This is a genomic window from Sedimentibacter hydroxybenzoicus DSM 7310, assembly GCF_013403245.1.
GTDB classification, from domain to species: domain Bacteria; phylum Bacillota; class Clostridia; order Tissierellales; family Sedimentibacteraceae; genus Sedimentibacter; species Sedimentibacter hydroxybenzoicus.
Window position 1 is genome coordinate 36,047 of the sequence record NZ_JACBNQ010000022.1, and the last position, 23,475, is coordinate 59,521.

Genomic DNA, 23,475 nt, shown 5'->3' on the forward strand with positions numbered 1-23,475 from the left:
CCTATTTGTCATCAACCGCATCGATTCCCGGAAGAATTTTACCCTCTAAGAATTCTAATGAAGCACCTCCACCTGTAGATATATGAGTTATTTTATCTCCAAGCCCTATTTTTTCAACAGCAGCAGCACTGTCTCCACCGCCGATTATTGAAACTGCATTCGTATTTTCAGCGATGCTTTGTGCAATTGCATTTGTTCCCTTTGCAAAATTATCCATTTCAAATACACCTAAAGGTCCGTTCCAAATAATTGTGCTTGATTTTTTTATAACTTCTTTGAACAATTCAATAGTTTTATCACCTATATCAAGTCCCATAAAACCCTCGGGCATTTTATCCGCATCTGTTACAAAAAACTCCGTATCATTTTTGAATTCTTTTGCAACTACAGTATCAACCGGAAGAATAAGACTAACATTTTTATTTTTTGCTTTTTCAATTAAGCTTTTTGCCAAGTCTTGTTTTTCTTCTTCCAATAGCGACGTTCCTATTGAATAGCCCATAGCTTTAAGGAATGTATACGTCATTCCTCCGCCTATCAGTATGTTGTCTGCTATGTTAAGTAAATTTTCTATAACCGCAATTTTGTCCGATACCTTAGCGCCGCCTAAAATAGCCGTGAGAGGTCTTTTAGGATTTTGAAGAGCATTGCCCATAACTTCTATTTCTTTTTCTACCAGGAAACCTACAGCCGATGGTAAATGCTTGCAAATACCCGCATTAGATGCATGGGCTCTGTGTGCTGTACCAAAAGCATCATTTACATAAATTTCTCCTAAAGAAGCTAAATCTTTAGCAAAATCTTCACCGTTTTTCTCTTCCTCTTTTCTGTACCTTGTATTTTGAAGAAGCATAACATCTCCGGGCATTAAGCTTTGCGCAGATTTTTTTACATTTTCATCAACTACAATATCACAATCGGAAAATATTACTTCTTTGTCTAAAAGTTCACTTAATCTTTTGGATACGGGAAGCAGTGAATATTTTGGATTTGCTTCTCCTTTTGGTCTGCCCAAGTGAGACATTAATATCAAGGAAGCTCCGCTATTCAGCAAATATGTAATGGTAGGCAATGAGCTTGTAATCCTTGTGTCATCGGTTATATTGTTATTTTCATCAAAAGGTACGTTGAAATCGCATCTGACCAACACTCTCTTACCCTTAACATTCAAATCCTTCAAAGTTTTCTTGTTCATAATAAAACCCTCCGTTGAACAATAGAAAAGCAATGGATTAGCTATTGATTAGCAATGGATTGGCAATTGATTTATGTCCCGAAATACACATCTATTGCCTATCCATTGCCTGTCTATTGCTTATCTATCGCCTGTCTATCGTTATTGCATTCCTCCCCAATATTTTGCTAATCTCACTAATTGTGCCGTAAATGACATTTCATTGTCATACCAGGCAATCAGTTTTATCAGTTGTTTACCTTCTGATTCAAGCATTTGTGTAGATAGAGCATCAAATATACATGCATAGTGACTTCCGATTACATCACTTGAAACTATCGGATCCTCTGTATATGCAAATGATTCATTTGCTGCTTTTTTAATTGCCGCATTGATTTCTTCTATAGTGGTATTTCTGCTTAATTCAACTGTTAAATCAACTACCGAGCCTGTTATAGTAGGTACCCTAAGGGCCATACCGTCAAGCTTTCCTTTTAATTCAGGAAGCACCTTACCAACCGTTTTAGCCGCTCCGGTATCAGCAGGCACTATGTTTGCCGCCGCCGCACGTCCTCTTCTTGACATGATTCCCTTTTTATGTGAATTGTCATGAATGTTTTGGTCGTTTGTATAGGCGTGTACCGTAGTCATCAGACCCTTTACAATTCCAAATTCATCGTTTAATGCCTTTGCTAACGGTGCAAGACAGTTAGTTGTGCACGATGCTGCAGAAATAACTGTTTCTTTGCCGTCAAGTATATCATGGTTTACGTTGTAAACTATAGTTTTTAAATCTCCCTTGCCCGGTGCTGACAGTAAAACTTTTTTTGCTCCGGCTTTTATATGGGCTTCTGCCTTTTCTTTATCATTAAATTTACCTGTGCAGTCAATTACTAAATCAATACTCAATTCTTTCCAATTACAGTTTTCGGGCTCTTTAATGCTTGAAGTCAATATTTCATTGCCGTCAACTATTAATGCATTATCATTGTACGTTACTTTGTCTGTCATAAAGTTTCCGTGGGCCGTATCGTATTTAAGTAAATAAGCCAATGTTTCAGCGTTAGAATTGGTGTTGATTGCTACAACCTTAAAATCAGGATCCTGTACCATCAATCTTAATGCCAATCTTCCTATTCTGCCAAATCCGTTAATTGCTACTCTAACCATAAAATCCTCCTAATTTATATTTATATTGTTTTTAATTATAAAATTCAATACGGGCTTTGCCCGTTATTCAACGCAGTTATAACTCTAATATCCTGATTGCCGCAGCTTCGTCTGTTACAAGGATAAAGTTATTGTTAAATTTAGAAAACGCATAGATCGCTTCCGCCTTTGAGCTTCCTGCCGCTACGCCTATGGCATTTTTAATTGTTTTGAAATTGTCCAACGTGATTCCCACAGAGTTAGTTTCAATTTTTACATTACCGTCCTGATCGAAAAAATATCCAAAGGTTTCGGCAATCAGATTTTCAGACTCAATTTTTCTTAAAACTTCTTTATCGGACTTTCTTCTTGCAGCCATTTTCTTAGCATTACCCAGACCGAAAACCAACAAATTTATTTTTTTAATATCTTCTAAAACTTCATTTATCAATTTATTGTTTTTTAAAACATTCAGCCCTTCTTTGTCTAAATTATCCGGAATATGCAGCAGCTTATAGCGTGCGTCTAATTTTTCGGCTAAATTTGCGGCTATAGTATTTGCCTGAATTTCTAATTCTTCGCTCAATCCGCCTCTTGCAGGCAGGACTAAAAGGTTTTTCAGGCCTTTCTTACTTTTCATATGATTAACTGTGCATGCCATCGTTGTGCCGCCCGTTATTCCCAGCACAGTATCATTTTTAATGAAATTCAGCATAATTTCAGCTGCTTTTTTTCCTAGGTCATAAAATGCATATATATCATTTTCCGTGTCGCCGGCAACAACCAAAACACGTCTTAAGTTTAATTTATCCTTCAATTTTATTTCTAAATCGGATAAATTTTTAATATAATAAAAAGTATTATGCACCTCTGATAGTATGTCTATACCCATATCCGTCAATTTTACTCCGGAAGAGTGAATATGTATTAAATTTAATTCCTTTAACCTGTCAATTTCAGTTCGCATGGTTCGTTCAGACATCCCTAGCTTATTAGCCAGAGTTCTTCTGCCGATAGGTTCAAAGCTACTGATAATTTTTAAAATCTCATATCTTCTCATCAGTAAATCTGCTGTTTCGGGAACTATTTTATTTTGTATATCAAGTATTTTATCTATATTCATAAACCCTCCGGGATGTATTGCGTCCCATGTGTATGTTTTTTGTCCCTAACTTTATTTTATCATATTTAGTTTTAATTGCAATAGTATTTTTATAAATTTGGAAATTATTTTTGATTAGTATCAGATTAGAAAAAATTGATATGTGTTATACTATATACCTTGATTTTTTATATGTGTTTTGTTATTTAAATTATAGCACAGTAATATATTAATGTACAGGACCTTTTTTAAATAAAAAAAGAGATTCCCAGTCTCATTCACAAAAATATACACTCCCTGCGGTCGTATATTTTTGGTATTCGATGCGCTCAGAATGACATGAAATATGTCATCCTGAACACAATGAGGAATCTCCTTAATATCTTCTTCTCATTGATGATGCCGGTATTCTCATCTCATCTCTGTATTTGGCAACAGTTCTTCTTGAAATATTTATACCGTTTTCACTTAGCATTTCAGCAATTTTTTGATCACTTAAAGGTTTTTGAGTATTTTCTTCATTTATAAATTTTTGTATTTGAGTTTTAACGCTTGTTGAAGATATTCCATCTCCGTCAGATTCATTTATACTGCTTGCAAAAAAATATTTAAGCTCAAATAACCCTCTTGGTGTTTGAACATATTTACCGTTTGTAGCTCTGCTGACTGTTGATTCATGTACGCCTATATCGTCAGCCACATCCTTTAAAACCAACGGCTTCAAAGACGTTTTACCTTCATCGAAAAACTTTCTTTGAAACTTCAAAATAGATTCAGTTACCTTGTACAAAGTCTTTCTTCTTTGTTCTATACTCTTAATAAGCCACATTGAAGAATTTAATTTATCGGTCAAAAATTTATTTGCTTCCTTATCATCTAAGTCACTGACCATGCTTTTATAATAATTGCTGATTGTAAGCGTAGGTAAATTGTTATCATTAACAATAATTATATACTCATTGTTTATTCTTTCTACGGTTACATCGGGAACTATATATCTTATGTTATCACTATCAACTATAAATCCTCTTGAGGGCTTTGGTTCAAGCATTTTTATTATATCACAAATACCTTGGACTCGAGACACCGTTATGTGCAAATCCTTCGCTATCTTTTGAATTCTGTTAGATGCAATATCTTCTAAATAGCTTTCTGCGATAATATAAGCATTTTTGTCCTGAATTCCTTTTTCCTTTAGTTGAATCATAAGACATTCGCTTAAATTTCTTGCCCCAACACCTACAGGGTCAAAAGTTTGTATTAATCTTAAAACTCTTTCAACCTCAACAACATCTTCATTTAACAATAAGCTGATATCCTGTACCGAACAGCTTAAGTAGCCCTTATTATCAAGAGATTCAATTATAAACTCTCCGATTCTTTTTTCCTTATTAGTTTTAACTGACACACCAAGTTGAACCATCAAATGGTCTTTCAGAGACATTTTTTTGGATGTATAGCTTTCAAAGGATTGTTTTTCATCGGAATCTATATTTCTCTCATAAGCTTTATAGCTCAAATCATCATATCGTTCAGTAATATCCTTCCAATCTACATCGTCATTTCTCTCTTCTTTTTCATATTTTGTATCGATTTCCTCATTAGAAGAATCTTGATTTTTATTATCAACCGATTCAAGAAAAGGATTTACTTCCAACTGCTTGTATATAAATTCCATCAATTCCACATTATTAAATTGTAATATCTGAATCGCTTGTCTCAATTCAGGTGTCATAATAAGCTTTTGAGTCTGAGTAAGGTTTAATTCAAAACCCATTTTCATAATATCACTCCTCAATATATTATTATATCAAATAATATTAATTTTACAATAAAAAAATGTCATTCTGAATAAAGACAAAAAAAATCATCCTGAACACCGGAAAGAAATATCAGTTTCTTTCGTAATATTAAGGATGACTATTTCACATAATGCTATACAATAACTCTCCAACTATTCAGCATTTATTTTCCTATAGTTCTCCAATTGTTGTGCTATTGTTCTGCAGCCGTTCTTAGCAATCGGTTTTTTCTGCTGCAATAAATTCATTGGCTTCAAGAATTTTGATTGCCTCTTCCGCTTTTGCATCATTGACTAAAATTATAGGTCCCGTGCAGCCCATGCCGCTTTCTGCATATATATTATTTTTCCACAATATTTTAACGGCATCTTCTAAATCCATAACTTCTATACCTGAAATTTGAGAAGTTACAACAGTTTTTTCGGGAGCTTTTACTTCCTCAGCTTCTTCAGTTTTTTTAGAAGCCTTTAAACCGTTTAAAATATCTGTTAAACCTGCATTTTTAGCATTTTCAAATTCTTCCTTAGCTATTTTCATGCAATTGCCCCTTACCAGATCAGAAGCAAATTTAATCGCTCCTTCTACCAATGGTGCACCTGAAGCTCTTGAGATAATTAATATTAATTTGTCAAAGCCTTCTCCGATGCCGGGTCCGTATCCGTAGCCAAGTGATTCATAGCTGCCGCCTGTCGTAAATGATGAGAATATTTTTATCATTAAATTGCCTGTCAGGGAATCCATAACCATTACATCGCAGGAGCCCATTAAAAGATCATTTCCTCTCATAACCGCACCAACCTCTGATCTTTTAGACGATGCGAAGTTTATGTCATAGCCCTGCTTTTTAAGCTTATTTAAAGCAATTTCTGTTTGCCTTGCTCCGTCAACATTAAGTATACCTACCGTAGGATTTTTGATGCCGCATGCTTTAGCTGTTATGATACCATAAATGGCATTCTTAATCATACCCTCAACTTTATCGGTTGATGAAGTACCTGTTGTAGTAGCTATAAACATTTCCTTACCGGTGCCCGGAGTTATAATTCTACCAACAGTTGACACCCCAATGGGGAACGGATAATGCATAGTAACCGCAGCATCAACTTCCTTGTTGTTAAGCATTTCTTCCATTACCTTGTGAGCTTCATCTTCAGATTTTACCAGTACGGTTTTAACTCCATCTGCTTCTTTTGTAGCAATAACCGTTGTATCGGCACCGTTCCTGTTTGCATTTAAAGACGCGCTGAAAATATTGTCTTCACCGTGCTCACTGCCTGTTGCCGTAACTAAAACTTTCGGCTTTTGTCCATATTCTCCGCTTATTAACGTATCAGCCAATTGATTGAACACTTTACCGATAATTTGATTTACTTGTTTTTCGGACATGTTACCTCCTACTCAGCCATCAGATTCGAAGCGAAATTTTTTAATGCCTGTGCAATTAATTCTTTTATCTTATCCTCTGATATAGTTGATTGTGGTTCTGATTTACCTTTATTTGCTTCAATAATAAAGGACACCCCGTCAAATAAATTTGTCATTCTTCCGAGGAATAAGCTTCCTTTTCCTACTATCATGGTATTCTTAATTTTTCCTTCTAATATATCCTCTCTGCAGAAGCCTATATACGGAACTCCTGAAGGTATGTGTCCCTGTGTAGGAGCCCATCCCTGCATACCATGCTGTTCTGTAAATGAGGCTAAATCCTTTTTGTCTATGTCCCCGCGTTTAACCGCCAAAGCACCTATCATCTTATAGTTTGCCAAAGGAACATCCCCTGCCCCTGCAGGTTTTGTCACATCAGGATTTTGCATTTCAACCGAATATTTATCTACATCAGTAATCTTCATTCCTGCTTTATCCAGTGATGAAACTAATGAAGTAATAACTGCCTGTGGTGATGAACCGGTTCCTACAGTATGTCTGCCTACTAAATCAAGATTGATTTCCGGATTGATACCGTCATTTTCACTTACCAAAACAGCAAATCCACCAAGCACATCCTCTAATACAGGAAGACCTTTTTTAATGTGATCCTTACCGTTCATACCAAGTTTTGCGGTAGCTCCTCCTGCTGAAACCACAACATTTCTAAACACACCTGCCTTAACTAATGCAGCTGCCTCTATCAATGCATGTGTTGGTCCCGCACAGAAACCTCTTGTATCCGAACCGGTTGCATTTACAAATCCTGCTACCTCCGCACATGCTTTGGCAAAGTTACCGCCGCCTCTTTGATTCATATCTCCGCAGGCTTCTTCAGAGCAATCTATTACATAGTCAATATCTTCTCTGTTTATATTGTTTTTATAAACTAAATTTAATAATGCAAGAACATTAGATGCCTTAGAAACAAGATTTTCATGCATAACATGAGCGTTTAAATTTACATCCAGATCATGAGCTCTCTTAACACATCCCACTAAATTACCATTGTGATACAGCGGCTCTGCATGTTCTTCTTCAACATATTTTTTTATAACCGCAACATCCTCGCCTGCTTTAATTCTTTGCATTAAGTCATCATCAAACAGCGGATGATTTTTTAGCTTCTTTTTTGTTCCTTCTAAAAAACTGCTTTCAAGCTTTACTAAATCAAATACGTCACACATTTGCATCAAGATAATAAATTCGTCCTGAGGCATGATTTCTCCGTATTTTCCAAATCTATCTGCATTATCTAAATTTTTATCGTGCCAAGGCTGTTCATATTTACCTAACTCTTCGGGAATTAAATTTCCGATATACGTTTGATTCGGCAAATATGCCACTACTTGTTCAAAAGATCTCAGGTGATCTTTTATCTGCTTTAAATACTCAGAATTCGGATTAACGGTTCTTTCGGTTGTTTGAGTAGTACCGTTATGAATAACCATATCAGGTACATGCACCAATACATAACTGGTACCTTTAATTACACTGTTCATAATAACCTCCGTTATTTGAAATTTGCTTCGCATCTCTGCGAAGCAAACCTATATGTTCTAATCTGGGACATTCTTTTTTCTTCATGGACTTTCCTATACTAAAGGTGTGTCCCCTTTCCTATTTACAGATATTTACAATAATCTTCACGGATTGGAGTCATTTCATTTATAATATCATCAACATCCAATACCATTTCCATCATACTGATTTGTTCATCATAAACCGCTTCATCAATTTCATCTTTTATTTCCGGTTCGCATACATGAAATACTGAGAGTCCTAACTGAACTCCTGTCAATGGACCTGCAAAAGTAGGGTCTCCGTTTGTTACGGTTTCTGCAGCAAGACCTGCCGCTTCACCTTCTGCTGCTCCAAGTACAACTACTATATTTTCAGCACCGTACTTATCTGCAAATTCTTTAACCCTTTTTTGATTTTCTAAATCCATTGCGCCTGCGCTAGTTCAGACAAAGCATTCTGTAGACGAAAATATAACTTCGGCTCCGGCTGTTTTTACACATTCTTCTATAGCCGGTCCCGGTATTCCGTCTCTGTCGCCTATTATAATTACTTTTTTACCTTGTAATAAGCTCATTTTCTTTCCTCCATAATTATTTTATTTTATTTGGGGACATTCCTTACACTCCAAAGACTATCCCTGTACTAAAGTGTGTCACCTTTTCAATTGGGGACATTCCTCCTATCCCGCAGAGACTATCCCCGTCATAAAGAGGTGTGTCCCCTTTCCGTTAAACGTATTTTTTAATCATTGCTTCTACATTTTCAGGAGTGGCATCTTCTTTAATCAATTCTTCAATTTTTTCTCCATCTTTGTAAACAGCAACTACAGGTAAACCTAATACCTTTTGTCCTATAGCAACTCTTCTTGCTTTAGTAGTATTTAATTTAGTGAATTTAACTTTGTCACCATATTTTTCGGATAACTCCATCACGTGGGGCATCAAAGCTTCACATGGAGCACATCCGTCTCCAAAGAAGTCAACTAATATGTAGCCTTCACCTTGCAATACTTCTTGTTCAAAATTAGTTTTATCAAGTATTAACATTGCACACCTCCTATATGTTTTCTATAAATTTCTCCGCCTGAACCGCTGCTATTGCACCGTCTGCTGCTGCAGTAACAACCTGTCTCAAGCTTTTTACCCTGATATCACCTGCTGCAAAAACACCGTCAATATTGGTTTTCATATTTTCATCAGTTACAATATAGCCGTTTTCTAAATTTAATATACCTTCAAATAATTTAGTTTTTGGTTCATAACCGATAAATACAAATATACCGAATATGCCGTCATCTTCATCGGCAACAACTTCAGTCAATTCACCTGTTTTAACATTTTCTAAAACCATAGAATTAACGATTCCGTCACCTTTGATTTCCTTGACTACAGAGTCCCATATGAAATTTAATTTTGGCTCTGCAAAAGCTTTATCCTGTATTGATTTAGCCGCTCTTAATTCATTTCTTCTATGAATTAACGAAACCTTTCTCGCAAATTTAGTCAAGTATAATGCTTCCTCAACTGCAGTATCTCCACCGCCTACTACAAACACTTCAAAATCTTCGAAAAATGCCGCATCACATGTTGCACAATAAGACACTCCTTTGCCGGTAAATGTTTTTTCACCCGGACAACCGATTGGTTTTGAAGTAGCTCCGCTTGCAATTATAACTGTCTTGCCAACATATTCACCTTTTTTCCCTACAAGAACTTTTTCCTTGCCTTCCAGTCTGACCTCAACTATTTCGTCATATACTTTTTCAGTTCCAAAATGCTTAGCTTGCTCGGCCATTCTGTCTACTAACGTAGGTCCTGATTCACCTTCTAAGCAACCGGGATAATTTTCTACCTCGGACGTAAGAACAATTTGTCCTCCATCCTTTTCTTTTTCAATTATCAACGTGCTAAGTCGAGCTCTTCCTGCATATAGACCTGCTGACAGCCCTGCAGGACCGGCGCCTATAATTAATACGTCATATATCTTGCTCATTTTACACCTCTTTTCCTAGAAATTTTGTCATATATACATTGTATAACGTAATAAACAGTAAGTAAATGTTTTTAATAATCATGATTACAAAAAACATTTTTATAAGGGCAAGCCTAATTATATCAAGCAATCAGAATTGCCCTCAAATCCTCAGTTTCAGGATAACTTACATGTCATTCTGAACGTAGTGAAGAATCTCATCTTTTGTACAACGAGATCCTTCGCTTTCGCTCAGGATAAGCGACTGACACCAAATCAGAGATTTGGGTCATCTGCTTACTTTTCAAATACTGTTTGTTCTGTAATTTCTGTTTCTAATGCTTTTAATGCTTTTGTTAACAGGTTTCTCCTGATATCTTTTTCTTCCTCCATTGTTAGGCTTGGATTGCCAAGCGGATGAGGAATGGCTATTGTAGGCACTATTCTGTTAGCTCCAACCGTCAATGAAATAGGAACTACCGTACACATATGTACTACAGGAATTCCCGCTCTTTCAATTTCTTTAACCATCGTTGCACCGCAACGTGTACAGGTGCCTCAGGTTGAAGTAAGTATAACTGCATCCACTCCGTCAGCTAATAATTCTTTTGCAAATTCTTCAGCAAATGCTTTGGAATTTTTAACAGCAGTTCCATTACCAACCGTTGTATAGAAATATCTGTGAATGCTGCCGATTTTACCTTCTTTTTCAAATTCTCTTAAAACATCTACAGGCAATACTCTGTCCGGATCTAAATTAGCATATACAGGGTCATATCCGCCATGAGCCGTTGCAAAGTCGGCTTCAGTTAAATCCATAATGCCGTCAATATCATATTTGCCGTATTTTGAAGCACTTGATGATTCAATATGATCCGGATTTCCTTTTGGAACAATACCCCCTGATGTAACTAAAGCAATTTTTGCCTTCGTAATATCTTTAACCGCAGGGTTTGGATCAACTCTATCAAAGTCAGGCATAGGAAATTCTGTTTCAAATTCTTTACCGTTTAACTTTTTGATAAGCATATTAACTGCTCTTCTTGAACCTCTTTCTTTTTCGAAGAAGTTAACTCTCTTACCGTTTGGCATGTAGCCTTCTTCTGCAGATGCACCAACTTTTTCTCCCTTTGCCAATTTAAGTGCAAGAGGAGCCATTTTTTTAACTGCATCTCTCATACCTGCTGCTGAATTTTTTGTAGAAACAACGTATATACTGTTTTTAAACATATCTGCACCGGGATTTTCTCGATACATTCCGCTGAGTACGGGAATGTTTAATTCATCTCTTACAGCCATAGCAATAGTTCCGCACGCAACACCATATCTTCCGGCATTAAATGCAGGACCTGCTATAAATAAATCAGGGCTATATTTTTTAACCATATTGATTATTGTCTGCTTTGCTTCTTCAAGGTTTTCATTAAAATATGAGTCTCCGCAAATAATAGTAGCAACAATTTCAGCTTCTTCTCCAAATGCCTGTTGAAAAGCAAGACCGGGGCCAACAATGCCTTCTCTTACTTCAGCCGGAACATGAGCCATTTCTTCTCCGCCGATATTAGCAAAGAACTGGTTTATATAATGAACAACTTTTAACATTTTTTCTCCTCCTTCCTATCTTGCACTCAATTTATTGAAGCCCATTTCATTTGTAGCTCCTGTAATTACCTGAAGTTCTGCGGTGATACTTCCGTCTGCATGTAAGCTTCCGTCAAATCCACCTGCAATTATATCTGCAACATCAGCATAACCGACTATTTTGTCCATAGGAGGAAGTTCAATAACTTCATTTGCATTGCCGCCTGTTACAACTGCATCAGCACTGGCATCGGCATCTGCAAGGGACTGGGAAGACCCGTCTCTGCCTGCATATTCATCAGTTATAATAACTGTCTTAATTCCTTTTGCCTCTATTTTCTTGCAGTTCATAATTAAGTCCGTATCAGGATTTCCAAAGCCTTCCTGTGAAATAATAACTCCGTCAACTCCTAAAAATTCAGCAAGCTTAGCACTCCAGTTAGAAGATCTTTCCTTATCTGCAAGATAAACATTTTCATTCGTAATAATAACACCTACAAAGTTTAATGTCTTGCCATGCTCTGCAAACAAGTCATGAATCACAGGGTTATTTAAATGATGATACGTAGTATTTTTGTCACATGCAGATACGCAATTGCCGCTTACGATTGCTCCGTCCATTAATTCGGTCGGATAAATCATAGTTGTCAATGATTGCTTTGCATCAACACCGTATACGTATGTATCGTGCATTAAGCCTTGACTCTGAAGCATTAAGACATAAGCAACTCTCGGTAATTCAGGATACATTTTAAATCCTTCTATAATTGAAGGTGTTTCAAATGTTTCAACAACATCAGGAGTTAAGTTTCTTGCAAGCTCTCCAAGATAAATTGCTACCTTGTAGCCGGCAAATCGTAATGCTTTTTCATGTTCATGCTGTTTTAATCCATCAATCGGTTCACAAACCAGGACTAAATTATTTAGCTGTGAAAACGGTGTATACTCGGCTCCGGGTCCTGTCATATCAATGATACCTTCCTGGAAGCCGACTATCTTACCGGTTGTAACAACAGCTGCACCTTTTAAAACATTAGTTTTTCCGGAACCAACAGTTTCAACCTTATTCACCATGCCGGGGAATATTCCTCCGGGTCCTTGAACCTTAACTCTTGGCTCTATAACGTCCTTAACAGGCATTATACGGATGCTTTCACCGGGCTTAGCTAATTCAACATCAGCTGATTTAAAATTTTGATCTTCAAGAATTATTTGCCTTACTTCTTCCTTGTTAACATACAGTGTTTCATTTTCAACCTTTGACTCTGCCGCAAACTGTATGTCCTTAATAAAAATACTGCCTAATTCTAACTTCAAAAATTTTCACCTCCATAATTTCTTGCAATTTTAATTATATATCTAACGCGCTTTCAAGCACTGTTAAATCAATTAACTTAAAATCTTCTATTATTTTATCTGTCAAATTTATTAGTTTATTCTTGTTAAATTTGTCATAAGACATTATTGAATTCTCAATTATATATACTGAATCAAAATTTAATGTACCCTTATTTTCTGAAATTATGATAGATTTATAAGGTGTTTCATTTGGCTTTAAACTGCTTGATAACGGATGAGTCAGGAGTTCATGCCCCTCCTGAATCTTGTCCCTGACTTTTACAAGCACATCCCTGTAACTTCCTTTAATAAACAGTACATTGCAACTATCTTTAAATTTTTGATATACCCAATCATTATTCGTTATTATCATACAACCACCCGTTAAAAATATAACTAACGCAAACATAATAATTCTCTTGCTCAATAGAAAGGATTGACGTCCTTCCTAAGTTTTTTTAATAATAGGAACCCCTTATTATATAAAAAAGCAGCAAGGAAAATAAAAAATATTCTGCCTGCTGCTCTGTATTAAACCTGAGAGTTTCCTCATATAATTATAATGAGTTGCCCCTACGGTGCTTTCGCTTTTCAGAGATTTGTCAGTATACGGTCCTTTTGCCTGAGAGCATCATCTATAATATGGCTAACATTATATACTTACTCCTTCGGCGCTGTTAATATCATAACAGTCTCTCCCGCAAACTTCATCCAAACTATTCAATTTTATTTAATTATATATATAAACACATAGGAAATCAAGTAGTATTTATGACTTTTTTTCATTTTTATTCGCAACAGCTTCAAGTATTGACTCTGCAATATTTGTTGAATGGTCGCCTATTCTTTCAAGATTGCTTATAATATCCAAAAACACTATTCCCGCGCTTGGTTCGCAAACAAAATTGTTCAATCTTTCAATATGATTTTTTCTTAAATTTTTATACATTTCATCTACTATATCATCATTGGCTATTATTTTGTTACATTCATCACAATCCATGGTTGCAATAACGGTTAAAGTTTCTTTGTACATTTTCTTTGTTTCTTCAAACATTTCTCTTAAATCTTCATTTGCTTGGTCGGAAAAAATTATTTTGTTTTCAATTTTATCTAAAACCAATTCTCCGATATTATCAGCATGGTCTCCGATTCTTTCGATATCGTTAATAGAATTTAACAATACAACCAATTTATCTTTTTCATAATTAGTTAAAGATACCTTATCTAATTTTACTAAATATTCAATAGTTTTTTTATTTAATTCATTAACATTCAATTCAATTTCAAATACCTTAAGGGCGGTTTCCTCATCATTAGTAAAAAAGGCTTTAATTGCTGTTTCAAATTCCTTAAGAGCCAAGTTTCCTAAATGCAACACTTCCTTAGAGGCCTGTGTTAATGCAATTGACGGAGTGACCAATAATCTGTCATCTATATATTTTGTAACTTGCTGCGTTTCATCGCCATTATCTTTTATTAAAATTTGAGAAATTTTAACTAATAAATTTGCAAAGGGCAACATAATAACCACATTGATTATATTAAAAAATATATGACCTGCCGCTATCTCTTGCGGAACATAATTGGGAACCATGTTAAATATTATCCATTCAACAGGTCCTCTTAAGAATATCATAAACAGCAGCGTACCCGAAATATTAAACAGTAAGTGAATTACAGCAGCTCTTTTTGCAGTTTTATTTGCTCCTATACTTGCTAGAAGTGCAGTGACACACGTACCTATATTTTGTCCGAAAACTATGGGAAATGCCTGCTCAAAAGTTATAACACCGGTTGTGGCAACGGCAATTAAAAGACCTGTGGTGGCACTGCTGCTTTGAAGAATTGCAGTTATAATAAATCCCACAAGTATTCCCAGGTATGGATTATTAAATTTCGTTATAAGTCCTGTAAACATTGGATTGGATTGCAATGGCTTCATAGCATCACCCATTAATTTCATACCTATAAACAGAATACCAAAGCCTATTATAACCTCTGCAATACTTTTTATTTTTTTCTTTTTAGAAGCTAAGTACATAAACACGCCGACACCAACCATAAGGGTGGCAAATTGCGTAATATTTAATGACACTAAAAAAGCAGTGACAGTAGTACCGATGTTAGCACCCATTATAATTCCGACTGCTTGATTTAAATTCATTAATCCTGCATTTACAAAGCCAACCACCATAACCGTAGTAGCACTGCTGCTCTGAATTACACCCGTTACTAAAGCTCCTACCAATACACCCATTAACCTGTTTTTTGTCAAGGCAGCTAAAATATCCTTCATTTTACTTCCGGCTGCTTTTTGAAGACCATCACTCATATAGCTCATTCCAAACAGGAATAATCCCAAGCCTCCAATTAAACTAATAGCAATACTCATAACTCCTCCTACATCATTTGTGGAAATCCAAATTGTCTTAGGGCCTCGTACATTACTATATTTACCGAGTTCGCCAAATTCAATGATCTTGCATGTTCATTATCTATCATCGGAATCTTAATCCTGTTTTCTTGAAAAGCCGAATGTATATAATCCGGAAGTCCTGCTGTTTCCTTGCCGAATAAAATATAACAACCCTCTGAATATTTAACATCTGTATAAAATCTGCTTTCTTTGGTAGTCGCTATAAAAACGTGTTTATCCTTTATTGTTTCCTTAAATTCATCAAAACTTTCATAATAAGTTATATTTACCAAGCTCCAATAATCAAGACCTGCTCTTTTCAAATACTTGTCCGTTACCGAAAAGCCAAGGGGCTTAATTAAATGAAGGTTTGAACCCGTAGCCGCGCACGTTCTTGCAATATTGCCTGTATTTTGCGGTATTTCCGGTTCAAATAACACTATATTTAATGGCATTTTTTTCTCCTGTTCAATTAAGGGTTTATTTGAGTAATAATTGTGATAAACCAAAAGTATTATATCACCGAATGTACATATATCAAAGATAAATTATATGTAATTTTTTGGCAATTACAATTTTTTATCACTTATTTTTTATTATTTCTAAAATAATTACAAATATTACTTACACTGCAAGCTTCACATTTTGGATTTTGTGCTATGCACGTTTCGCGACCGTGTGTAATCAAAAGATGGTGCATGAGATGCCATTTATATTTGGGAAGCTTGGACATCATTTCATCAGATACTTTATCCGGAGTTGTTGCCGTAGAAAGTCCTATGCGCCTCGTAATCCTGAAAACATGAGTGTCCACAGGAAAAGCAGGAATTTTGAATGCCTCTACCAATACGACAGAAGCAGTCTTTCTGCCGACACCTGAAAGCGACATTAAATCTTCCATATTTTTCGGCACTTCTCCATTGTGTCTTTCTTTAAGCTCTCTTAGCATTTTATATATATTCTTAGCTTTGTTCTTATAAAGACCAATTTTTCTTATTTTATTTTCTATTTCTTCCTGAGTAAGCTCTAAAAAACTGTTCAAATCAGGATATTGCTTGTACAAATCTTCGGTAACCTGATTAACGCTTTTATCTGTTGCTTGTGCGCTTAACATAGTAGAAACTAACAATTGAAACGGTGTTCCATAATCAAGACCGCATTTTGCATGCGGATATGATTCTTTTAATAATTCATACGCTTTATCCGCTTTTGTCATCACATAACCTCCATTATATGATTGATTATTTCAACTCTTTCATCATTATCTATAAAATCAATTATTTTGGTTATCATTGATTCACATAACGCCTTTTTATTTGAAACCACTGCAACACCAATCACAGATCTGTTCCATAAATCATTATAGTCCACTTCTGCTGCAGATGCATTAAATCTTGCTTTGATTCTTTCAATTATACTTTTTATTACGTGTCTTTTTTCCTTTAAAGAATTTGCTTCATATATAATAAGTTCTATTTCACATGTTCCGACAATCATAACTCAAGCTCCATTAATTTCATATATTCTCGTTTAATTTTATCATCCTCATATTTAAGCTTGTTATTCAACACATCTCTTGCATCTTCTTTTTTTAATTTCAGCAAGGACCACGCTGCATATATTCTTATTAATTCTGAAGGATTGCCTAATTCTTCCTTAACTGTATCATACATGGACAATAACTGCAAATTACCGGTTGCAATAAGTCCGTTTCTTTTCCAAACATTTTTACCCCTCCAGCTGCCGGATAATGCTCCATACTTTTTAATAAAATCCCTGTTACCTGTATGCATTAATTCATTTAAATCTACTAAAAGCGACCTATAATCATTTTTCGTATCTTTTTCTGAATTTAATCTGTTTTTTGGACATACAAGCTGGCACACATCACAGCCGTATATTTGATTGCTCATACTTTTCCTATAATCAACAGGGATATAATTTTTCGTCTGTGTTAAATAAGATACACATTTTTTTGAATTTAATCCACCATTTTTAAAAATTGCATTATTGGGGCAGCTTTTAACACATATGTCGCATTCTCCGCAAATATCCATACCAATTGTTTTTGAATTTTCTATATCCAAATCAGTCAGAAGGTAGCCAAGATGTATAAAGGAACCATATCTGTCATTTATTAACAGACTATTCTTACCGTAGTTTCCTAACTGAGCGTTTTTACAAATTTCTTTGTCAATCAGAGGTGATGTATCAACACATATGACGTACTCAAAGCATTTATGCTTTTTTATTTCTTCTGCTAAATTATATAAAATACCACTTAATTTTTTATGATAATCAATTCCGTATGAAGACACGCTTAATAGTCCCATATCCTTTGTTACGGGTTTTTTATAACCCTCTGCATATGGAATACCTATTGCAATAATACTTTTACACTCAGGTAATATATTTCTTACATCCAATCTTTTATTAATTTCATTTTCTTCAAATTCGCTATTATATTCTTTATCTGCCCTGTTAATCAGCAAATCCTTTAAATATCCATAGTCCAGCAAAGATGTAAAACCAATTATATCTATTCCCATGGAATTTGCTATTTCAGTTATCTTTTGTTTCATATCTTTTACTCTATAATACGACATAATATTTATTATACCATATTCACAAAAAAATAAAAGGTCATTCTTCAGCTACGCCTCAGAATGACCTAAGAGGGATATTTTTTTATTATACTTAAGCCTTCACTGCTTCCGCACCTTTTATCAACGCTTCTTTATTTAGCGGCACCAAGTGAGATTTTTCTTCACCGAATACTTTTACAAATGCCTGAAGCACTGATTCTGTTTCTATTGTTTTAGCCAATTCAAGATATGCACCTAACATAACCATGTTAGCTACCTTGGCATTTCCTAATTCCATTGCAAGCTCGTTAGCATTTACATAGTAAGCATCTATGTCTGTTCTTGTTGGTTTTGCATCTATTAATGATTTGTTTATAATTAATTTTCCGCCGGTCACCAACTCTTTTTCAAACTTTGTCATAGATGGCAGATTCATAACTATGGCTGCGGTACCGTCTCTTGATATAAGTGGTGAACCAACTTCATCATCAGATACAACCACTGCACAGTTAGCGGTACCCCCTCTCATTTCAGGACCATAAGAAGGCATCCATGTTACGTTTCTGTTTTCAAGCATTCCTGCATATGCCAATAATTTACCGATAGCCATTATACCCTGACCACCAAATCCGGCCATTATTACTTTTTGTTCCATACTATTTACCCTCCTCAAAATTTCTGAAGTTTCCTAACGGATAATATGGAATCATATTATCTTTTAACCAATCCAATGCTTTAACAGGAGTTAATCCCCAGTTTGTAGGACATGTTGACAATACTTCAACTATAGCAAAGCCTTCGCCTTTAATCTGACATTCAAAAGCTCTTTTTATTGCTTTTTTTGCTTTTCTGATATTTGCCGGAGTATCTACGGATACTCTTTCTACAAACTTAGCTCCGTCTATGGTTGCCAACATTTCTGATATTCTTATCGGTTTACCGCTCAGAGCTTCGTCCCTGCCCAGAGGTGATGTAGTTGTTTTTTGTCCTACTAATGTCGTAGGAGCCATTTGTCCGCCTGTCATACCGTATATAGCGTTGTTAACAAAAATTGTAGTAATTTTTTCAGCCCTGTGAGCTACATGTACTATTTCACCGGCACCGATTGATGCCAAGTCTCCGTCTCCCTGATATGAGAATACAACTTTGTCAGGGTGAACTCTTTTAATACCTGTTGCTACAGCCGGCGCTCTACCGTGAGCAGCTTCCTGCATGTCACAATTGAAATATTTATATGCCAATACTGAACATCCAACAGGAGCAACTCCGATTGTATCATCTAAAACACCTAATTCAACCAAAGACTCTGCAACTAATTTATGAATAACTCCATGAGTACATCCCGGGCAGTAGTGAAAAGGAACATCTGTTAAGCCCTTAGATTTTTCATATACCATTGTCATTATTTTGTACCTCCTGCTATTTTTTCAATATCCGCCAATACACTAGCCGGTGTAGGAACCATACCGCCCTGTGTTCCGTTGAAATAAACAGGTAGTCTTCCTTCAACAGCGATTTTAACGTCATCTATCATCTGACCTGCACTCATTTCAACAGTGAGTATACCTTTTGCATTATTCCCTATAGTTTTGAAAACATCATGTGGGAATGGCCATAATGTTATCGGTCTGATTATACCAACTTTTATGCCTTTTGCTTCAGCTTGCTTCATAGCTGTTTTAACTATTCTTGATGTAGTACCGTATGCAACTAAAACAACTTCAGCTTCTTCCAAACCATAAGCTTCGTATAACACTTCATTTTCTTCAATTAATTTGTATTTTTTTTCTAATCTATCATTATGCGCCTGTAATTCTTCTGCCTGTAAGAACAATGAGTTAACAACGTTAGGCTGTCTTTTTCCGCCTGTTCCTGTAGTTGCCCAATCTTTTTCAGGTAAATCAATCGGTGCAGGATCTTTAAATTCAACAGCTTCCATCATTTGTCCAATCATACCGTCCGCAACTATCAAAACAGGATTTCTGTAATAATCTGCTTTATCAAATCCCAGTATAACTAAATCAACTATTTCCTGTATACTTGAAGGTGCATAGCAAAGTGTTCTGTAGTCACCGTTTCCGCCGCCTCTTGTTGATTGGAAATAATCTGCCTGTCCGGGTTGTATACTACCGAGTCCCGGGCCGCCTCTCATCATGTTAACTATAACGCACGGAACTTCCGCTCCCGCAATATACGTAATACCTTCTTGCTTTAAGGAAATTCCGGGGCTTGATGATGCAGTCATTACCCTTGCTCCTGCTCCGCCTGCTCCGTAAACCATGTTTATTGCCGCTACTTCACTTTCCGCTTGTAAAAATACTCCGCCTGCTTCAGGCAATGCTTTTGACATATATTCCGGAATTTCACTTGATGGAGTTATAGGATAACCGAAAAAATATTTGCAGCCGGCTTTTATAGCTGCAGCTCCAACAGCTTCATTACCTTTCATTAATACCTTAGACATAATTTACCCTCCAATATTATAATCTTTCTACCGTAATTACAGAATCTGGACACATAATTGCGCAGTTTCCGCATGCAATGCATTTTTCTTGATCAATTACATGAGCAGGACTGTATCCCTTGTCGTTTATCTTTTCTTTGTTAAGCTCGATTATTTTTGTGGGACATACAGTCACACAAAGCTCACAACCCTTGCATGCATCATCAATAAATGTAACCTTACCTTTAGCCATTATAATACCTCCATTCTTAACTCATCCATTCTTCCCTCATATATAGATTTATGGGGAATAATTTTTCTAAAATCTCTTTATTTGTTATTTGTAAAGCAGTATCCTTGATACAAGCTTCATACCTGATTGGAATATCTGTTTCCCAAGAAACCTTCTTGGTCAGTTCATGACCGAATTCAACATCTTCAACAGTTGTATCTTTCAGTAAATGCGTGTTGTTTATCAAACCTGAAATTTTTAATTTTGATGTTGCTTCAATTAATTTCAAATATTTAAGAACGCCTTCAACCGTACTGGTTTCGGGTCTTCTTCCGTTAATCACGAAAAACATATCGTATTCAACATTTTTTATTTGTTCCGAGTATCTCGCAAGCACTCTTGCTCCTACAGGATCCCCTCCTACATCAAGAACCGATCTGCTGTTCGGATTTAAAATAACACCCATCAGTTCTGCCGGAAGCGCAGGTAAATCTACAGCGACGTTTCTTATGCTGGAGTCATATACCTTAATACCTATTTCTTCAAAAAACTCTCTTTTTTCTCTTGATCTGAAATAAGGATTTACTATATCTAAATCGGCAATGCTTACAAAGTCGTGATTCTCTTTCATTTTAACCGCATAATTAACTGCAAATTCAGATTTGCCGCTTCCATAGTGCCCTATAATTATAACTAATCTTTTATCAAGCATATTAATCCTCCTTCCGAAGCCATATGCTATTTATATTGCTTTGCTTCTTCTTCCTTATTCAGAACTCTCAAGCCGCCCTCTGCAAGTGCAAGCAGCTCGTCTTCTCCCGGGTAAGCAATAACTTCGGCAATGAATTTAACTTTATTTTCTATAATTTTGACAAATTCTTTATCATAAGCAATTCCGCCTGTAATAAGTATTGCGTCAACCTCTCCGTCAAGAACTACGGCATATTCTCCGATTGCCTTTGCAACCTGGTAAGCCATTGCTTTGTATATCAATTCAGCTTTTTCGTCTCCTGATTTTGCTCTGTCACTTACTTCCTTAGCATTGTTGGTTCCTAAAAGTGCACTTAAGCCGCCTTTACCAACAATCATTTTCTTAATTTCCTGCTCAGTGTATTGTCCGCTGAAGCATGTTTTAACTAACTGTTCAGCCGGTAGAGTTCCGGATCTCTCAGGAGAAAACGGACCTTCACCGTTTAAAGCATTATTTACATCAATTGCTTTTCCTTTTCTGTGAGCTCCTACCGAAATTCCGCCTCCTAAGTGAGCTACTACGAAATTCATATCCTCATATTTTTTGTTGAATTTTTCCGATGCTGCTCTTCGTGCAACTGCCTTCTGATTTAAAGCATGCCATATGCTTATTCTTTCAAAATTCGGATGCCCGCTTATTCTTGCAACATCTTCAATTTCATCAACAACAACAGGGTCAACTATAAAAGCCGGGATATTTACCTCTTCTGCAATGGAGCGAGCAATCAGACCACCTAAATTTGAAGCATGCTCTCCCATTTTACTTGCTTTTAAATCTTCAACCAATTCATCGTTAACTAAATAAGTACCGCCTTCGATTGGCTTTAACAAGCCACCTCTTCCTACAACAGCGTTTAATGATTCAGCTCCGATGTTATTTTCTTTTAATGCTTCTAAAATTAAATTTTTTCGGAATTCAAACTGGTCTGCAACCTTAGCGTATACACCTAATTCCTCGTTAGAATGTCTTAATGTTTTTTCAAATATGGATTTTTCATCTTTAAAAACAGCTATTTTAGTGGATGTAGAACCCGGATTAATAATTAATTGCTTCATTTTATTCTCCTTTAAACGATGAACATAGTACCGACAATGCAATTGAATTTAATTTTGCTTTGTCAGAATCCGCTCTTGATGTTAATACTATCGGGGCCTTAGCTCCAAGGATAATTCCTGCGTTTTCCGCATTGGCAAGATAAGTAAGTGCTTTATACAATATATTTCCCGCTTCTATATCCGGCATCAATAAAATATCCGCATCTCCGGCAGCTTCTCCCTTTATACCTTTAACTTCCGCAGCTTCCTTTGAAATAGCATTATCTAAAGCATACGGACCTTCAATTATGCATCCGGTAATTTTTCCATCCTTTTGCATCTGAACAAGCTCCTGCGCATCTAACGTTGCCGGCATTTTAGGATTAACCTTTTCTTTAGCACAAATAACCGCAACTTTAGGCAGTTGTGCGCCTAATGCACGACTTAACGTTAAAGTGTTTTCAATAATCTGTCGCTTTTCCTCGGCATCAGGTGCAATGCTCATAGCAGCATCTGTCACTATAAAAAATTTATGATAAGTATCAACTGAAAATACGGCTGCATGACTGAGAACATTTCCTGTTCTCAAGCCTATTTCCTTATCAAGAACAGCTTTTAATATTATTGAGGTATCGATTAATCCCTTCATAACTATGTCTGCCTTGCCGCTGCTTACTAATTCCACTGCTTTTCTGCAAGCTTCATTTCCGTCCTTTTCATCTATTATGTCAATATTATTCAAATCTAATTCTATTGTCTCGGCTAACTCGGTTATTTTATCCGCATCGCCGACTAAAATAGGTTTACAGATATTTTCGTTTACCGCTTCTTTTATCGCTTTTAATACATCTTCATCCTGCGCATTAGCTACGGCTATTTTTTTTGGACCCATTGCATTGGCATAGTCCTGAGCGTATTTTATAATTTCATCAAATTTTATCATAA

24 protein-coding genes and 1 riboswitch are annotated in these 23,475 nt (G+C 35.9%); all 24 genes read right to left on the reverse strand.

Annotated features, from left to right (window positions below; translation table 11 throughout):
* Position 1: 1 nt before the first annotated feature.
* Complete coding sequence (locus HZF24_RS19100; protein ID WP_246346162.1) at positions 2–1,195, reverse strand: phosphoglycerate kinase; 1,194 nt, start codon at positions 1,193–1,195, stop codon at positions 2–4.
* 141 nt (positions 1,196–1,336) lie between these two features.
* Positions 1,337–2,344, reverse strand: coding sequence for a type I glyceraldehyde-3-phosphate dehydrogenase (gene gap / locus HZF24_RS15200; RefSeq protein ID WP_179239199.1), 1,008 nt, complete (start codon positions 2,342–2,344; stop codon positions 1,337–1,339).
* Positions 2,345–2,420: 76 nt separating this feature from the next.
* Positions 2,421–3,446 (reverse strand): sugar-binding transcriptional regulator, encoded by a 1,026-nt coding sequence (locus tag HZF24_RS15205; protein WP_179239200.1) that lies wholly within the window; start codon positions 3,444–3,446, stop codon positions 2,421–2,423.
* 355 nt (positions 3,447–3,801) lie between these two features.
* A complete protein-coding gene (gene rpoN / locus HZF24_RS15210; protein WP_179239201.1) occupies positions 3,802–5,208 on the reverse strand; it encodes an RNA polymerase factor sigma-54 in 1,407 nt (468 codons plus the stop codon).
* Positions 5,209–5,440: 232 nt separating this feature from the next.
* Positions 5,441–6,613, reverse strand: a complete 1,173-nt coding sequence (gene grdD / locus HZF24_RS15215) for a glycine/sarcosine/betaine reductase complex component C subunit alpha (RefSeq protein ID WP_179239202.1) — start codon at positions 6,611–6,613, stop codon at positions 5,441–5,443.
* Between the two features lie 8 nt (positions 6,614–6,621).
* Complete coding sequence (grdC, locus tag HZF24_RS15220) at positions 6,622–8,154, reverse strand: glycine/sarcosine/betaine reductase complex component C subunit beta (RefSeq protein ID WP_179239203.1); 1,533 nt, start codon at positions 8,152–8,154, stop codon at positions 6,622–6,624.
* Between the two features lie 122 nt (positions 8,155–8,276).
* Complete coding sequence (gene grdA, locus HZF24_RS15225; protein ID WP_179239204.1) at positions 8,277–8,750, reverse strand: glycine/sarcosine/betaine reductase complex selenoprotein A; 474 nt, start codon at positions 8,748–8,750, stop codon at positions 8,277–8,279.
* A gap of 154 nt (positions 8,751–8,904) precedes the next feature.
* Positions 8,905–9,222 carry a thioredoxin TrxA gene (trxA, locus tag HZF24_RS15230; RefSeq protein WP_179239205.1) on the reverse strand — a complete coding sequence of 106 codons (318 nt, stop codon included), beginning with the start codon at positions 9,220–9,222 and terminating at the stop codon, positions 8,905–8,907.
* A gap of 10 nt (positions 9,223–9,232) precedes the next feature.
* Complete coding sequence (trxB, locus tag HZF24_RS15235; RefSeq protein ID WP_179239206.1) at positions 9,233–10,168, reverse strand: thioredoxin-disulfide reductase; 936 nt, start codon at positions 10,166–10,168, stop codon at positions 9,233–9,235.
* A 276-nt stretch (positions 10,169–10,444) separates the two neighbouring features.
* Positions 10,445–11,749, reverse strand: coding sequence for a glycine reductase complex selenoprotein B (gene grdB / locus HZF24_RS15240; RefSeq protein WP_179239207.1), 1,305 nt, complete (start codon positions 11,747–11,749; stop codon positions 10,445–10,447).
* 15 nt (positions 11,750–11,764) lie between these two features.
* A complete protein-coding gene (locus HZF24_RS15245; protein WP_179239208.1) occupies positions 11,765–13,045 on the reverse strand; it encodes a glycine/sarcosine/betaine reductase component B subunit in 1,281 nt (426 codons plus the stop codon).
* Positions 13,046–13,079: 34 nt separating this feature from the next.
* Positions 13,080–13,439: a GrdX family protein gene (locus HZF24_RS15250; RefSeq protein ID WP_179239209.1), complete on the reverse strand. Its 360-nt coding sequence runs from the start codon at positions 13,437–13,439 to the stop codon at positions 13,080–13,082.
* A gap of 227 nt (positions 13,440–13,666) precedes the next feature.
* Positions 13,667–13,777, reverse strand: a riboswitch (glycine riboswitch).
* A gap of 58 nt (positions 13,778–13,835) precedes the next feature.
* Positions 13,836–15,461 (reverse strand): Na/Pi cotransporter family protein, encoded by a 1,626-nt coding sequence (locus HZF24_RS15255; protein ID WP_179239210.1) that lies wholly within the window; start codon positions 15,459–15,461, stop codon positions 13,836–13,838.
* Positions 15,462–15,469: 8 nt separating this feature from the next.
* Entirely contained in the window at positions 15,470–15,940 is a 471-nt protein-coding gene (gene trmL / locus HZF24_RS15260) for a tRNA (uridine(34)/cytosine(34)/5-carboxymethylaminomethyluridine(34)-2'-O)-methyltransferase TrmL (RefSeq protein ID WP_179239211.1), read from the reverse strand.
* 131 nt (positions 15,941–16,071) lie between these two features.
* Positions 16,072–16,701 (reverse strand): endonuclease III, encoded by a 630-nt coding sequence (nth, locus tag HZF24_RS15265; RefSeq protein WP_179239212.1) that lies wholly within the window; start codon positions 16,699–16,701, stop codon positions 16,072–16,074.
* Positions 16,701–16,982: a DUF503 domain-containing protein gene (locus tag HZF24_RS15270; RefSeq protein WP_179239213.1), complete on the reverse strand. Its 282-nt coding sequence runs from the start codon at positions 16,980–16,982 to the stop codon at positions 16,701–16,703. Before HZF24_RS15270 ends, nth begins: the two co-directional genes overlap by 1 nt.
* Positions 16,979–18,067: a tRNA epoxyqueuosine(34) reductase QueG gene (gene queG / locus HZF24_RS15275; protein WP_179239214.1), complete on the reverse strand. Its 1,089-nt coding sequence runs from the start codon at positions 18,065–18,067 to the stop codon at positions 16,979–16,981. The genes HZF24_RS15270 and queG overlap by 4 nt, the downstream gene beginning before the upstream one ends.
* 115 nt (positions 18,068–18,182) lie before the next feature.
* The gene (locus tag HZF24_RS15280; protein WP_179239215.1) at positions 18,183–18,725 is read right to left on the reverse strand and encodes a 2-oxoacid:acceptor oxidoreductase family protein; all 543 of its coding nucleotides are present in this window, start codon (positions 18,723–18,725) and stop codon (positions 18,183–18,185) included.
* Between the two features lies 1 nt (position 18,726).
* Positions 18,727–19,473, reverse strand: coding sequence for a thiamine pyrophosphate-dependent enzyme (locus HZF24_RS15285; RefSeq protein ID WP_179239216.1), 747 nt, complete (start codon positions 19,471–19,473; stop codon positions 18,727–18,729).
* Positions 19,473–20,534, reverse strand: a complete 1,062-nt coding sequence (locus HZF24_RS15290; RefSeq protein WP_179239217.1) for a 3-methyl-2-oxobutanoate dehydrogenase subunit VorB — start codon at positions 20,532–20,534, stop codon at positions 19,473–19,475. Before HZF24_RS15290 ends, HZF24_RS15285 begins: the two co-directional genes overlap by 1 nt.
* 16 nt (positions 20,535–20,550) lie before the next feature.
* A complete protein-coding gene (locus HZF24_RS15295; protein ID WP_179239218.1) occupies positions 20,551–20,766 on the reverse strand; it encodes a 4Fe-4S binding protein in 216 nt (71 codons plus the stop codon).
* Between the two features lie 16 nt (positions 20,767–20,782).
* Complete coding sequence (locus HZF24_RS15300; RefSeq protein WP_179239219.1) at positions 20,783–21,457, reverse strand: ATP-binding protein; 675 nt, start codon at positions 21,455–21,457, stop codon at positions 20,783–20,785.
* Positions 21,458–21,483: 26 nt separating this feature from the next.
* Positions 21,484–22,551: a butyrate kinase gene (gene buk, locus HZF24_RS15305; RefSeq protein WP_179239220.1), complete on the reverse strand. Its 1,068-nt coding sequence runs from the start codon at positions 22,549–22,551 to the stop codon at positions 21,484–21,486.
* Position 22,552: 1 nt separating this feature from the next.
* Positions 22,553–23,473, reverse strand: coding sequence for a phosphate butyryltransferase (locus tag HZF24_RS15310; RefSeq protein ID WP_179239221.1), 921 nt, complete (start codon positions 23,471–23,473; stop codon positions 22,553–22,555).
* Positions 23,474–23,475: the final 2 nt, after the last annotated feature.